Annotated in this window: 12 protein-coding genes and 1 pseudogene; 10 read left to right on the top strand and 3 right to left on the bottom strand. The window is 64.5% G+C overall.

Translation table 11 applies throughout. The features are described 5' to 3' along the window. Both cpsB and JQ586_RS33695 read left to right on the top strand, forming a co-directional pair. Positions 1-168 (top strand): annotated as a pseudogene (cpsB, locus tag JQ586_RS33700) (mannose-1-phosphate guanylyltransferase/mannose-6-phosphate isomerase); the annotation flags it as partial. Positions 169-482: 314 nt separating this feature from the next. Further along, the gene (locus JQ586_RS33695; protein WP_212398945.1) at positions 483-749 is read left to right on the top strand and encodes a hypothetical protein; all 267 of its coding nucleotides are present in this window, start codon (positions 483-485) and stop codon (positions 747-749) included. A 1396-nt stretch (positions 750-2145) separates the two neighbouring features. Here the strand turns inward: JQ586_RS33695 and galE are convergent. Together galE and JQ586_RS33685 are read right to left on the bottom strand one after the other, a co-directional pair. After that, positions 2146-3150 carry a UDP-glucose 4-epimerase GalE gene (gene galE, locus JQ586_RS33690; RefSeq protein ID WP_212398948.1) on the bottom strand — a complete coding sequence of 335 codons (1005 nt, stop codon included), beginning with the start codon at positions 3148-3150 and terminating at the stop codon, positions 2146-2148. 172 nt (positions 3151-3322) lie between these two features. After that, positions 3323-3700 carry a VanZ family protein gene (locus tag JQ586_RS33685; protein ID WP_212398944.1) on the bottom strand — a complete coding sequence of 126 codons (378 nt, stop codon included), beginning with the start codon at positions 3698-3700 and terminating at the stop codon, positions 3323-3325. Between the two features lie 252 nt (positions 3701-3952). Between JQ586_RS33685 and JQ586_RS33680 the strand changes: the two genes are divergently transcribed. The 3 genes from JQ586_RS33680 (at position 3953) to JQ586_RS33670 (ending at position 7622) form a co-directional block, all read left to right on the top strand. Beyond that, on the top strand, positions 3953-4624 hold the full coding sequence (locus tag JQ586_RS33680) for a response regulator transcription factor (RefSeq protein WP_212398943.1): 672 nt from the start codon (positions 3953-3955) through the stop codon (positions 4622-4624). A 90-nt stretch (positions 4625-4714) separates the two neighbouring features. Beyond that, positions 4715-6091, top strand: a complete 1377-nt coding sequence (locus JQ586_RS33675; protein ID WP_212398942.1) for a sensor histidine kinase — start codon at positions 4715-4717, stop codon at positions 6089-6091. Positions 6092-6227: 136 nt separating this feature from the next. Continuing rightward, complete coding sequence (locus JQ586_RS33670) at positions 6228-7622, top strand: hypothetical protein (RefSeq protein ID WP_212398941.1); 1395 nt, start codon at positions 6228-6230, stop codon at positions 7620-7622. An 85-nt stretch (positions 7623-7707) separates the two neighbouring features. On the opposite strand, the gene JQ586_RS33665 is transcribed toward JQ586_RS33670, so the two are convergent. Then, positions 7708-8589: a PhzF family phenazine biosynthesis protein gene (locus JQ586_RS33665; protein ID WP_212398940.1), complete on the bottom strand. Its 882-nt coding sequence runs from the start codon at positions 8587-8589 to the stop codon at positions 7708-7710. Positions 8590-8847: 258 nt separating this feature from the next. On the opposite strand from JQ586_RS33665, the gene JQ586_RS33660 reads away from it, so the two are divergent. From JQ586_RS33660 to JQ586_RS33640, 5 genes are all read left to right on the top strand, one after another. Then, positions 8848-9891, top strand: coding sequence for an alpha/beta fold hydrolase (locus JQ586_RS33660; protein ID WP_212398939.1), 1044 nt, complete (start codon positions 8848-8850; stop codon positions 9889-9891). A gap of 197 nt (positions 9892-10088) precedes the next feature. Continuing rightward, complete coding sequence (gene ccmI, locus JQ586_RS33655) at positions 10089-11195, top strand: c-type cytochrome biogenesis protein CcmI (RefSeq protein WP_212398938.1); 1107 nt, start codon at positions 10089-10091, stop codon at positions 11193-11195. Positions 11196-11256: 61 nt separating this feature from the next. After that, on the top strand, positions 11257-11748 hold the full coding sequence (gene ccmE / locus JQ586_RS33650) for a cytochrome c maturation protein CcmE (protein ID WP_212398937.1): 492 nt from the start codon (positions 11257-11259) through the stop codon (positions 11746-11748). Continuing rightward, positions 11745-13727 (top strand): heme lyase CcmF/NrfE family subunit, encoded by a 1983-nt coding sequence (locus tag JQ586_RS33645; RefSeq protein WP_212398936.1) that lies wholly within the window; start codon positions 11745-11747, stop codon positions 13725-13727. The genes ccmE and JQ586_RS33645 overlap by 4 nt, the downstream gene beginning before the upstream one ends. Then, positions 13724-14236, top strand: coding sequence for a cytochrome c-type biogenesis protein (locus JQ586_RS33640; protein ID WP_212398935.1), 513 nt, complete (start codon positions 13724-13726; stop codon positions 14234-14236). Before JQ586_RS33645 ends, JQ586_RS33640 begins: the two co-directional genes overlap by 4 nt. The last annotated feature ends 8 nt before the right edge of the window (positions 14237-14244 follow it).

Here is a 14244-nt window from a genome sequence, read left to right as displayed (position 1 = left end):
CTGGTCAAGACCGTGCACGAGAACGAATCGATCTACATCCCGATCGGCGCGGTGCACCGGCTGGAGAACCCCGGCAAGATCCAGCTCGAACTGATCGAGGTGCAGACCGGCAGCTACTTCGGAGAGGACGACATCGTCCGCATCGAGGATGACTATCAGCGCGCCTAGCAGGCCGGATGGAAACTGTGCACGAGAGGGGTGGCGAACGCGGCCATGCCCTGGCGGGCAATCCTTCCGCCCCGAGCGTAGTTGCGAAATGGTGCGAACCTTGAGCACGACTGAGCTGATTGAGAAAGCTTGGCCATGGCCCGAGGTCGCGCCTTAGATGCGACGCACTGCTAGAGTCACTATGGCGCCCTTGATCGATAGTCGGCTCAGCCAATGCGACCAAACGTGCAGTCCTCTGCGATGAGGCTGCTTGCAGGAGAGGCATGGTCTCAGGTCGAACGGGCTAGTGGCGCTCTGGCTCGCGGGGATAGCAAATGGAGATTGTTGTCGCAGCGATTGCTTGCTATTTCCAAAGTCAATACTCGTTGGCATTCTGGCTCGTCATTCTTGGCATTTTCTATGGCCTCTTCGGCGTTGCCAAATCGATGATCAATCCGGTCTGGTATTCGCAAAGGCGAACCATGGCCGGGCTCGATGCCAGTAACAGAATGATCGCCCTGATTGTCACGAAGACCATTACCACAGTCACGTTGGGCGCCTTTGCAGTACGCCTCGCCGATTTGGCTGGATACCTGTCTTGACACGCGGTCGGCGGAATGGGGTGGGAAGCGAGATCAGCATGCTGTGCGGAAGGCTCGTCGCCCCACAGCGGTGCGATAAAGGAACGACCGTCGTTTGCGAGAGCGCACTGCCTACATGCACCGAGCGGGATGGCTGACGGTCCGGCGGCCCGCCCGACATCTGGAGAGCCGCCTTCCCCAAGCATCGAATCCATGCCAGGCGCTTGGCGTCCACATCAGCGTGGAAGTTGCGAGAGCGACAACAACTATCGTAGACTATGCCTACTAGCATACCTAGACGAGGTTCGGAGGAAAAACCCGATGCGCGGAATTTTGGTCTTTTCGATCCCCGTTTTGTTGCTGGGAGGCGCTCAAGCTCAGTCTCAAACGAAAGAGGAGCTGCCCAAACCGAGCGCTTGTTTCTACACCGTGGGAAATCAGTCGGTCGAGGTGCCTGTCGGTAAAAGCGTTTGCCGTCGCTCGCCGGCGCCTTACGAAAGCCAGTACTCTTTGCTGCGCTGCGGTCCACCGCTTAATGAGGTTGCCCTGGTCAAGCGTGGTGACCCCCAATGCGACCGATACGAAGACCGCCAATAGCAAGACGCCGAACGGTCGACACGCGGCAATTCCATGCATCGTGGGGTTCGTCGATCGCGCCATCCGCAGGGAGCCGCGGGCGGACAGGCTCATTCAAATTGAGACGGTTCATGCGGAATAGTGCTTCAGAGAACTGGCCGAGCTCGCCAAACTGCAGATGAGCTCAGTGCGTTGTCACGGCCTGAGCTAGTCGCCGCGCCTGCGCTCTTTTTTCCCATCGAACGAGCATCTGGCCAAGTTCACCGCTAGCCTGCTTGGGACCGATTTCGTTCGAATTTGCCGGCCGCAACCAATCGGGTTCAACGTAACCCATCCACATTCGCGCTCTCGCATGACGTCGGCGAGAAATGAGCTCACGTGTCCCGTAGCCGGCGCCGTAGGCTGCGACGAGCAAAATTATCAGGAGGATGATGCCGCTCACCAGTGGACTCCGTGCACTCAAGGGGCTTTTGCCAACGCTGAGGCCGTCGAGTCAAGGTCTGCACCGTTCGTGCGATTCGTCCTGCGTGCCGACGATGCGCGTTTGCATCTGGCTCACCAGGGCAGGCATCCGGACGGTCTCAGGACGCAGACTCTAGTCGTCGATTGACCTGTTGTCGGGCTTCCACACGCACCAACTTTAGCAGCTTTGTTCGCTGCCCTCGGCGTCACTTGCCTACCCCTTCGTGCGTACCCCTTTGGATAATGGTCTGCGCAGCGCCAGACCTCGTTTGGGGACGAGAGGGCTCCAGCAGGAAGGCTCCGGAAAGCCGGGCGGTTTCGGAGCACGCCGTCCTACAGACAGCGACCGCCTGGGATCATATCGCGGGGGCGTAATGCCTCACGCGTAGCCGTTCGGATTGCGTCTCTGCCAGCGCCAGTGGTCGGTGCACATGGTCTGAAGCGATCGGGTGGCCCTCCAGCCGAGGAGCTTCGCCGCGTAGTCGGTCGCAGCATAACAGGTGTCGACGTCGCCCGGGCGGCGCGGATTGACCGCGTAGGGAATGGTGCGGCCGCTTGCGGCCTCGAAGGCACGGATGACGTCAAGCACGCTGCTGCCCTCGCCGGTCCCGAGATTGACGGCGAAACATTGCGGAGTGTCGAGTAGCCTCAACGCGGACAGATGACCTGCGGCCAGATCCATCACATGGATGTAGTCGCGCACGCCGGTGCCATCGGGCGTGTCATAGTCACTGCCCCAGACGTTGAGGCGTTCGCGACGTCCGATCGCGACCTGGGCGACGAACGGGACGAGATTGTTGGGAACGCCTTTCGGATCTTCGCCGATCAGGCCGCTTTCATGCGCGCCGACGGGGTTGAAATAACGCAGGATCGCGATCGCCCAGCTGTTGTCGCTGACATGTTGGTCTCGCAACATTTCCTCGATCATCAACTTGGTGCGGCCGTAGGGGTTGACCGCCTGAAGTGGGTGCTGCTCGGTGCAGGGCAGGAACTGCGGTTTGCCATATACCGTCGCCGATGAGCTGAACACGATCTTGCGCACACCGGTGGCCCGCATCGCACGCAACAGCCGGTGCGACCCGACCACATTCTGGTCGTAATATTCGAGCGGCTCCGCAACCGAATCCTGCACGGACTTCAAGCCGGCGAAATGCATCACGGCGGTGCAGCCATGCTGCGACAGTGCCTTCTCGAGTGCGGATTGATCGCGCACATCCCCTTCGACGACGGTCAATGGCTTGCCGCAGATCGCCTGTATCCGCTCGAGCGCTATCGGGCTGCTGTTGGAGAAATTGTCGAAGACGACAACGTCCTCACCGGCCGACAGCAGTGCGACGCATGCGTGTGAGCCGATATAGCCGGCGCCTCCGGTGACCAGGATCATGCGATGTCCCTGCGTTGCGACGACGACGCGACGGCGTCGTTCGAGTTGTCGCAGCATTCATAGCATCGCTTTTCTCGAGGCCAAGCGCTGTTTGTCGCGATCGCGGATATCGCATCCGCGCGATGCAAAAACCTCGTGCAGATTTGAGCACTTGCTGTGCGGTCGTGATCAACTAACCCGCAGATTGTTGCGGCAGCTTCCTGAAGCGGTCGATCTGATCCTGCAGCAGCGGCAGCAGGATCCGGCCAGCGCCGATGCCGCAGAGTCCGCCGACAGCCTTCACCGTCGCATCGAGCAGGCGGGCGTGGCGATCGGGCGTCAGGAGTTGCAGCGCCTCGAGCGCGTAGGCGCTGGCTGCGATCATCACGACGACTGCCAGCGCGCGCCGCGGATAGCCCATCACCAGCAGGAGGCCGAGCAGCGCAAAGGCCGCGAAGTGTTCAATCTGGGGGGCTGCGATCGACGGCCGGTCGTCGATCGGTGAGATCGTCACGAAGGCGATGAAGGCGAACGCCAGCCACCCCGCAATACGGGAAATCTTCTGGATCATGATCAAGAGGGTTAGGCGACGGCCGGCCCGATTGCAACCCGCGCGCCTCCATCAGGATCGTTTCTGCGGCTGACCGACAAACGTCGTTAATTCCGCAGGCGTTAACGAGCGTGCCCGCCGGTTCCAAATCTGCTATCAAGCCGGGAAATGACAAAAAAGTAACATTCCACTAATCGGTCCGTTCATAACCCGTTCAGCGCCGGAAGCCTCATTTGATGCCGTATATCGCAATTCTCACTTTCGGAGGCCAAGGTGCGTCTGCTTGTCGTTGAGGATGATCCCGATCTGAACCGCCAGCTCACCACGGCGCTGACGGATGCAGGCTATGTGGTCGACCGCGCATTCGACGGCGAGGAGGGGCACTTCCTTGGCGACAGCGAGCCCTATGACGCGGTCGTGCTGGATATCGGTCTGCCGAAGATGGACGGCATCTCGGTGCTCGAGGCGTGGCGGCGGAACAAGCGGGCGATGCCGGTGCTGATTCTCACCGCGCGCGATCGCTGGAGCGACAAGGTCCAGGGCTTCGACGCCGGCGCCGACGACTACGTCGCAAAGCCGTTCCACCTCGAGGAGGTGCTGGCGCGGATCCGCGCGCTGCTGCGCCGAGCGTCCGGGCATGCGCAGGTCGAACTCGTCTGCGGGCCGGTGGCGCTGAACACGCGCACCAAGCGCGTCACGGTCAACGGCAATCCGGTCAAGCTGACATCGCATGAATACAATCTGCTCGACTATCTCATGCACCACACGGGACGGGTGGTGTCGCGCACCGAGCTGGTCGAGCATCTCTACGACCAGGACTTCGACCGGGACTCGAACACGATCGAGGTGTTCGTCGGCCGGATCCGCAAGAAGCTGGAGGTCGACATCATCCAGACCGTGCGGGGCCTGGGCTACATGCTGGCGCAGCCGCCGTCAGGCGCTTGATCCGCGCGCGGGCGTTGGCATGATCCGCGGGAGGTTGATTGGATTCGCCATGCCGAGGCCCGCTGACACGATGTTCGAGACCGTGCACTGATGCGCGGCAGTTCGCTTGCCACCCGCCTGTTCGTCTCGGCGACCGCCTGGGTGGTGGTGATCCTGGCGATAACAGGCGTCATCCTGTCTTCGGTCTACCGTGACGCGACCGAGCGCGCCTTCGATCGCCGGCTCAATCTCTATCTGCGCACGCTGATCGCCGAAGTCGCGACGCCCGACGAGCCACCGGATCGTCAGTTCCAGTCGCTCGGCGAGCCCCTGTTCGACCTGCCGCTGTCCGGCTGGTACTGGCAGATCACCCGCACCGACACCGAGAAGGGCGAGACCCGTGCCTCGCGCTCGCTGTGGGACAAGAAGCTGCCGAAGCTCGAGGAGCACGGCGCGGAGCTGACTGCGGCCGGCGTGCGGCTCGGCTATGTCGACGGCCCCGAAGGCCAGAACCTGCGCATGGTGGAGCGGCCGGTCGATCTCGGCGCCGACGGTAAGTTCCTGGTGAGCGTCGCCGGCGATGCCACCGAGATTTTCGACGAGACGCGCAGCTTCGACTATTATCTCGGCGGCACCTTCGCGGCGCTCGGCATCGTGCTGTTGCTGACCACGATCTTCCAGGTCCGCTACGGCCTCGCGCCGCTGAAGCGCATATCCGAGGCGATCGCCGACATCCGCTCGGGCCGTGCCGAGCGGCTGGAGGGCCAGTTTCCGGTCGAGATCGCGCCGCTTGCGCGCGAGACCAATGCGCTGATCGACGCCAACCGGGAGATCGTCGAGCGCTCGCGCACCCATGTCGGCAATCTCGCCCACGCGATCAAGACGCCGCTGTCCGTGATCGTCAACGAAGCAAGCGTGCATGCGGCCGACCCGTTCGCCAGCAAGGTGCTGGAGCAGGCTGACGTGATGCGGGATCAGGTCGCCCATCACCTCGAGCGCGCCCGCATCGCCGCCCGCGTCACCATCGTCAGCACCATCACCGAAGTCGCACCCGTCATCGAGGGGCTGCGGCGGACCATGGAGAAGATCCATCGCGACCGCTCGATCTCGATCCAGACCAAGGCGGACCCGGCGGCACGGTTTCGCGGCGAGCGGCAGGATCTGGAGGAGATGGTCGGCAATCTCGTCGACAATGCGTGCAAATGGGCGGCCTCGCGGGTTTTCATCGAGGTGACGATCCAGCCTCCGAACGAGCCGGGCGCCGGGCCGAGGCTGCGCATCGTGGTCGACGACGACGGCCGCGGCCTGTCGGAGGCAGAGCGCGCCCAGGTGTCGCGGCGCGGCCAGCGGCTCGACGAATCCAAGCCCGGCTCGGGTCTCGGTCTGTCGATCGTGACCGATCTCGCCGGGCTCTATGGCGGCAATCTTGCCCTCGGCGAGGCGCCGATCGGCGGCCTGAGGGCCGAGCTGGTGCTGGCAGCGGTCTAGGCGTGCCTCGCGAGGCCCTGGCCGGGTCTCGGAACCGTCATTATTGCTAAACGCCTTCTTAACGCGCGCGCTCCTATGATCCGGAGCGGGTGCAAGGCGGCCGTCCGCGGGGCATCAATCACTCAATACCAGGCGTATGGGCCAGAGATCGACCGAGCAGCTGAGGGATTATCTCGCGCAGCTTCCGCCACAATCACAGGCGCTGCTGATGCGGGAGCTGGAGCGCGCCGTCGAACGTGGAGAAGACGTCGCCGTCGCCAATCTGGTGCTCGAGCAGCTCCGCAAGATCGTCCGTGCCGAAGAGGACGGCGACTTTGAGCCGCGCACTGACGATCCGGCGCGGCTCTTGTTCCGGCCGCTCGAGCCGTTCCTTGCCGAGACCAATTTCCCCACCCGGCCGGGCCAGATCAGGCGCAGTTCGCTGCTGCCGATCTGGCAGTGGCTGGCGCGAGACGGTGTTCCGGAGGCGGCTCGCGACTTCGAGACCAGCCTTGCCGCGGCATCGGATGGCAGCTCGGCGGAGGCGGCCGCCCGCAAATTCCAGCTTGCGGCCGCGGAAGCCATCGTCAAGCTCGCAACCCCCGTGCCCGGCGAGGACCGCCAGCGGGCTCTGTCGCGCGTCGGGTCGTCTGGTGTGATCGAGGATCTGCTGCCGATCGGCCTCGTGCTGCGGGGCCGCGAGGCTCTGGAGACGCTGGGAAGCCGCCTGCCGAGCCAGGTCCGGGTGTTTGCCGATGCCCAGATCGCTTCCGTGACCGAGGCGCTCAAGGTGCCGTCGCTGCAATCGCCGCAATTGCTGCCGTTCGCACTGTCATTGATCGCGCAACGACTGGTCGCGCCGTGGCAGATCATCCGGCTCGCCATCAAGATGGCGGCCTCCGACGATGAGTTGAGGGTCGCGGCCACACCCTACAGTGTCGCGGTCGCGATCGCGCTGCACGACCTGTCCTTTGTTGCGGCCTGCTTGCGCACCGACATCAAGCGCGGCCAGTTCGACGAAGTCGGTGAACTGCTCAAGACCCTGCACGATGGCGTCCGCGGCCTGCGCACCGAGCTCGATCTGCGTAACGATTCCGCATGGGGCCGTCAGCTCACCTCGATCCGCGCTGAGATCTCCAACGCGCTGCAATCGGAGATCGACAGCGTGCCGGGCCGGGTCCGCCGCATCCTGCGCCAGCGCGCCGACAAGGACATTTCGGCCGGCGCAAAGATCGACATGTCCGAGGTCGAGGACGTCGCCGCGCTGATCGATTTCGTCGCGGTGTGCCGCACCTATGCCAGCGAACTCGCCATCAACGAGGTGACGCTGCGAACCTATTCCGATCTGCAGCACTACGTCGAGCATTCGACCGAAGGGCTCGTGCAGTCACTACGCGGCGGTGACGCGCGGGTGCGCACCTTCCGTCAGCAGCAGGTCAAGGCCGCGATCCGCTTCTGCGAGGTGCTGTTCGGGCAGGATTACGCCTCGCTGATGAGCCGGGCGGCCGAAAACGCGGTGACCGGCGAGCGCAAATCCTCCCGCGCCGGCTGAAGCGCGATGATATTGGATTGCATCGTCATCGCGCCTTGGCTGTTTGCTTGAGCATGATCTTTTCGGAAAACCCGCTTTGGCCCGCTCAGAGCTGCAAGGTGCAGGACTCCGCATGCGTCACGGTGCCGCCGAGAAGGCAGCCCACAGGCGTGGCGTCGGCGAACCCGAGGCGCACCCGTATTTCGGAAAGGGCGTCCATCGCACGCCCCTGCATCACGGTGATCCGTTCGCTGTTGCGTTCAACGAGGCGGTTCTTGAGCAGTCCAAATGCGAGTGCGGCAGCGGCGATGCCTGTGGCGGCATCCTCCGGGTAGCCCGACGATTTCGGAAACTGCCGCGCCTCGAAGCGTCGCTCGCCCTGATGCTCGATTGCGTAGGGGTAGAGTCCGGTGGACCCAATTCGCTCGCAGCACGTTTCAATCCGGGGCGCATCGGGCACCAGCTCATTGAGCTGACGGACGCCCTTCATCGGGATGAGGGTCTTCACGCGCGAAGTGACGGCATTCTGCACCGGAAGATCGAGCAGATCGTGGCGCGATATCTTGAGCGTCGAGAGCACCTGCTCTTCCTCGGCGTGCGAGAGGTCGACGACCTTGCCGACCGGTTGGCTGATCTCGACAGATGGGTCGCCTGACCTTGCACGGTCGACATAGCCCGTGACTGGTCCGCTGCGCGTCACGATGCGAACCTGTTCGGCGCGCAAATGGCCCCTGGTCGCGAGCGCCCAGAGCGCGCCGATCGTCGCGTGCCCGCACATCTCCATCTCATGACGTGGAACCCAGAACCGGAAGGCATAGTCGGCGTCGAGGCTCGGGGCCGGCAGGACGAAGCCCGACTCATGCCCAAAGTGCCGGGCCACCGACTGCATCCCGGTATTCGGAAGCTTCGATGCGTCGATCACGATGGGGCAGGGGTTGCCACCGCGTCCCATGTGCGTGAACACGTTGACAAGTTCGATCTCGGTCATCGCATGGCTCGCTTGATGGCAGGTGTAATGGCGTCGATAGCGCCGGTGTGCGCTTCAACTTACCTGTCTCGTCGATCTCCGGCTATCGCCGGACGGCGAAAGGCTCACCTTTTCGGGCCCTCGGAGGGAAGCCGGGCAGGAGCGCACCGCCGCACTTTGCTCCGATCACGAACAAATCATCGGCAGGCCGCTGGATGGCCGTGGCGAGGTCGGCTAGTTCGGGCCGAGCTCGACTGCCTCCTTCCGGATTTCCAAAAGATGCACCTGAATCCGCTGTTTTGCCTCGCCGCCCTTGCCGCTGTCGTGCTCGGCTGGTCCGATGCCCACGCGCAGCCGGTCGACCAACCGGCTTACGGACCGGAGTTGCAGGGTTTCGAGTATCCCTATCCGGTGGCGCATTATCATTTCACCTCCCAGGGCCAGGAGCTCGATATGGCCTATCTCGACGTGAAGCCGCAGGCGCCGAACGGGCAGACCGCTGTGCTCCTCCACGGCAAGAATTTCTGTGCCGCCACCTGGCAAGGCAGCATCAAGGCCCTGAGCGACGCCGGCTACAGGGTCATCGCGCCCGACCAGATCGGTTTCTGCAAATCCTCAAAGCCTGAAGGATACCAGTTCACCTTCCAGCAACTCGCGGGCAACAGCCGCGCGCTGCTCGCTTCGCTTGGGATCGAGCATTCGATCGTGATCGGTCATTCGACCGGCGGCATGCTGGCGATGCGCTATGCGCTGATGTACCCGAATGCGGTTGACCGCCTGGTGCTGGTGGACCCGATCGGCCTCGAAGACTGGAAGGCCAAGGGCGTGCCGTGGCTCAGCCTGGACGGCTGGATGCAACGTGAAGCACGAGTCACCGCGGATGGCATCCGCGCCTATGAGCGCGCCACCTACTACGCCGACACCTGGGACCCGTCCTACGAGACCTGGGTGCAGATGCTGGCGGGGATGTATCGCGGTCCCGGCCGCGCCGCCGTCTCTTCGAGTTCGGCGCGGATCTACGACATGATCGCGACCCAACCGGTTTTCTACGAGTTCGAACAGATCGCACCACCGACGCTGCTTCTGATCGGGGACAAGGACACGACTGCGATCGGCAAGGACACCGCTCCGCCCGAGATCCGCAAGACACTCGGCAACTACCCGGTGCTCGGCAAGGAAGCGGCGAAGCGGATTCCACACGCGCAATTGGTCGAATTCCCGGACCTCGGCCATTCGCCGCAGATCCAGGCGCCGGCCCGCTTCCACGCAGTGCTGCTCGGCTGGCTCGAGAATCCGCAGACCGGTGTGCCGCAGGTGAAATAGGCGCGCTGCCTGCCATAAGGCTGCAGGTGTTGCTGATGCCCCCGGCACCAGTCGGGTACGTCGTCAACCCGGTGGAAACCGCGTGATTCCAAGCTCTCCCGGTCTAGCAATTGTCAATTGCCGGGCTCGCCGCCGGTGGTGTAAAGCGATTCCGAGGCAGCTTGCCGGAAGCCGCCGTTCCACCCGGGAACCGCTTGATGACGCTCTGGTTTGTGTTCGCGCTGATGACGGTCGCGGCGATCTTTGCCGTGCTGTGGCCGCTCAGCCGTGGCCGGCCGGCCGGCACTGACGGCAGCGAGGCGGTCGTCTACCGGGATCAACTCGCCGAGATCGACCGCGACATGGCCGCCGGCATCATCAGCGCCGCGGAGGCGGGGGCCGCCAAGGTCGAGATCAGCCGCCGGCTGCTCGCGGCCTCGGACCAGGAACAGCATGAAGTTCCAGTGCAGAGCAATCTCAAGCTGCGGCGGATGGCTGCGACGCTGGGCCTGGTCGGGCTGCCGGTCGTTGCGGCCGGCTTCTATCTGGCGCTCGGCTCGCCGCAGCTGGGTGACTTTCCGCTCGCGGCACGCAGCCGGGCGGCCGACGCCAATCAGCCGCTCACCAATCTGGTGGCGCAGGTCGAGGCTCACCTGGAGAAGAATCCGACCGATGGCCGTGGCTGGAGCGTGCTGGCACCGGTCTTGTCGCGCCTCGGGCGTTATGATGATGCAGTGCGCGCCTATCGCAATGCCATCACCTATGCCGGCGACAACGCGGATCGCCGTGCCGATCTGGGCGAGGCATTGATAGGGACGGCCGGCGGTGTCGTCACCGCGGAAGCCAAGGCGGAGTTCGAGCGCGCCATCGCGCAGGATGCCGACGATGCCAAGGCCAACTACTTCCTCGGTCTCGCCGCCGAGCAGGACGGCCGCAAGGCCGACGCGGCAGCGATCTGGCAAAAGATGCTGGCGACGGGGCCGGGCGACGCGCCGTGGCGGCCATTGGTGCAGGCGGCGCTGGTGCGGGTCGGCGGCGTCAGCGCCCCGGCATTGCCCGACGGTGCCGTCGCTGCAGCCAAGGACATGAGCGAGGCGGATCGCAATACGATGATCCGGGGCATGGTCGATCGGCTGGCGACCCGGCTGAAACAGAACGGCGACGATGTCGAAGGCTGGCTGCGCCTGGTCCGCGCCTATCTCGTGATGGGCGAGCGGGACAAGGCGATGAGTGCGGTGGCCGACGCCCGCCAGGCGGTCGCCAGCAATGCGGAACGGTTGCGTCAGCTCAATGACGGACTGAAGAATCTTGGGCTGGATGGATGACGCATGACGCGGGAACCCGGGCAGCAGTTTGCGGGAGGCGCGTGATGCGCGAGGATGGACGATGACCAGAAAGCAAAGGCGTCTGACCTTGATCGGCGGTGCGCTCATGGTGCTCGGGATTGCGGCTGCGCTGGTGCTCAACGCGCTGCGCGATTCCATCGTGTTCTTCTCGACGCCGTCCATGGTCGCCGAGAAGCATATCGGCCCGGGCCGCCGCTTCCGTCTCGGCGGCCTGGTCGAAACCGGTTCGCTCAAGCGCGGCGACAATCTCGCCGTGACCTTCACCGTCGCCGACGGCAGCGCGGCGCTTCCGGTCGCCTACAAGGGCATCCTGCCCGACCTGTTCCGCGAGGGGCAGGGCGTGGTCGCGGAAGGTTCGCTTGACGCATCCGGCGTCTTTCGCGCCGACACCGTGCTGGCCAAGCATGACGAGACCTACATGCCGAAGGACGTCGCGGATGCCCTGAAGAAGCAGGGCCACTGGAAGGACGACTATGGCACCAAGCCGACCGCACAGGCAGCGCCGGCACCGACGCAGGGAGCCGTGCGATGATCGCGGAGAGCGGCCATTATGCCCTGGTGCTCGCGCTCGGCCTGGCGCTGATCCAGTCCACGGTGCCGCTGCTCGGCGCGCGCTGGCGCGATGCCGCACTGATGAATGTGGCCCGCTCGACTGCGCTTGCGCAGCTATTGTTCGTCGCGGCCTCGTTCGTCGCGCTGGTGACGCTGCACGTCACCTCCGACTTCTCGGTCGTCAACGTCTACGAGAATTCGCATTCGCTGAAGCCGCTGATCTACAAGATCACCGGCGTATGGGGCAATCACGAGGGATCGATGCTGCTGTGGGTGTCGATCCTGGCACTGTTCGGCGGGCTGGTCGCGGCCTTCGGCAACAACCTGCCGCTGTCGCTGCGCGCGCATGTGCTGGCGGTGCAGGCCTGGATCGCCAGCGCCTTCTATCTCTTCATCCTGATCACCTCGAATCCGTTCCTGCGCATCGCCAATCCGCCGATCGAGGGACGTGACCTCAATCCGGTGTTGCAGGACATCGGCCTCGCCGTGCATCCGCCGATGCTCTATCTCGGTTACGTCGGCTTCTCGATCTCGTTCTCCTTTGCGGTGGCGGCTCTGCTCGAAGGCCGCATCGACGCGGCATGGGCGCGCTGGGTGCGGCCATGGACGCTGATGGCGTGGATTTTCCTGACGCTGGGCATCGCGATGGGCTCCTATTGGGCCTATTACGAACTCGGCTGGGGCGGCTGGTGGTTCTGGGATCCGGTCGAGAATGCCTCCCTGATGCCGTGGCTTGCCGGCACCGCGCTGTTGCACTCGGCACTGGTGATGGAGAAGCGAAACGCGCTGAAGGTCTGGACCATCCTGCTGTCGATCCTGACCTTCTCGCTGTCGCTGCTCGGCACCTTCCTGGTGCGATCCGGCGTCCTTACCTCGGTTCACGCCTTCGCCACCGATCCGACGCGCGGCGTCTTCATCCTGCTGATCCTCTGCGTCTTCATCGGCGGCAGCCTCACACTCTACGCCTGGCGCGCCTCGGCGCTGAAGCAGGGCGGCCTGTTCGCGCCGATCTCGCGCGAAGGCGCGCTGGTGCTCAACAACCTCTTCCTCACCACGGCCTGCGCGACCGTGTTCATCGGCACGCTCTATCCGCTGGCGCTGGAGGTGCTCACCGGCGAGAAGATCTCGGTCGGTGCGCCGTTCTTCAATCTGACCTTTGCGCCGCTGTTCGTGCCGCTACTGATCGCGGTGCCATTCGGGCCGTTGCTCGCCTGGAAGCGCGGTGACCTGCTCGGTGCGGCGCAGCGGCTGATGGCGGCCGGGATCGCAGCGTTTGCGGCAATCGCGGTGGCATGGGCGTGGACCTATGGCGGTGCGACGCTGGCGCCGATCGCGATCGGGCTGGCGGTGTTCGTGATTGCGGGCGCGCTGTGCGATCTCGCCGAGCGGGTCGGACTGTTCCGCATTCCGCTATCGATCTCGCTGCGCCGCGCGCGCGGATTGCCGCGCGCGACCTGGGGCACAATGTTCGCGCATGCCGGACTCGGCGTCGCGCTGATCGGGATCGTCTGCGAGACCACCTGGAACAGCGAATATATCGGCGCGATGAAGCCGGATGATGTCGCGAGCGTCGCCGGCTACCAGTTGCGCCTCGACGGCATGACGCCGCGGCAGGGACCGAATTACCGCGAGATGGTCGCGCAATTCACCGTGAGCCTGGACGGCCGGAGGATCAGCGTGATGACGCCGTCGAAGCGCAACTTCACGACCCGCGGCGCGTCGACGACGGAAGCTGCCTTGCTGACGCGCGGGGCGAGCCAGCTCTACATTTCGCTGGGTGATACGGCGGCCGATGGCGCAATCGCCGTGCGCATCTATCACAAGCCCCTGGTGCTCCTGATCTGGTGGGGTCCGGTGCTGATGGCTTTCGGCGGCCTGCTGTCGCTCTCCGACCGCCGCCTGCGGGTCGGAGCGCCGAAGCCCGCGCAGGCGGCACGCGCGTTGCAGGCGGCCGAATGATGCGGCCGTCGCAGCGCCTTGCGGTCGGTCTGCTTGCGGCGATCCTGGTGATCGGCGCGGCACCGGCTTTCGCGGTGCAGCCCGACGAGATCATGGCCGATCCCGTCAAGGAGGCGAGGGCGCGCGAGCTCTCCAAGGAACTGCGCTGCATGGTCTGCCAGAACCAGTCGATCGACGATTCCGAGGCGCCGCTGGCGCGCGACCTCCGGCTTCTGGTGCGCGAGCGTATCGCTGCCGGCGACAGCGACGGGCAGGTGATCGACTTCCTGGTGGCACGCTACGGCGAGTTCGTGCTGCTCAAGCCCCGCTTCAATCCGCATACGCTGCTGCTCTGGCTGGTCCCCCCGCTGGCGCTGTTCGGCGGCGGATTTGCGCTCTGGCGCTATAGCCGTCGCCGGCCGAATCCGACCAAAGTCGGGGCCGATTCCGACCTTTCGCTGACGGCCGAGGAGGAAGCGCGGCTGGAACGGCTCTTGAGTGCGGAATCGACACCGGACCGGCGGACTTAAGCTTCGCG

This window comes from Bradyrhizobium jicamae, assembly GCF_018130215.1.
Taxonomy (GTDB): Bacteria; Pseudomonadota; Alphaproteobacteria; order Rhizobiales; family Xanthobacteraceae; genus Bradyrhizobium; species Bradyrhizobium jicamae_A.
This window is presented reverse-complemented; position numbering and strand designations above follow the sequence as displayed.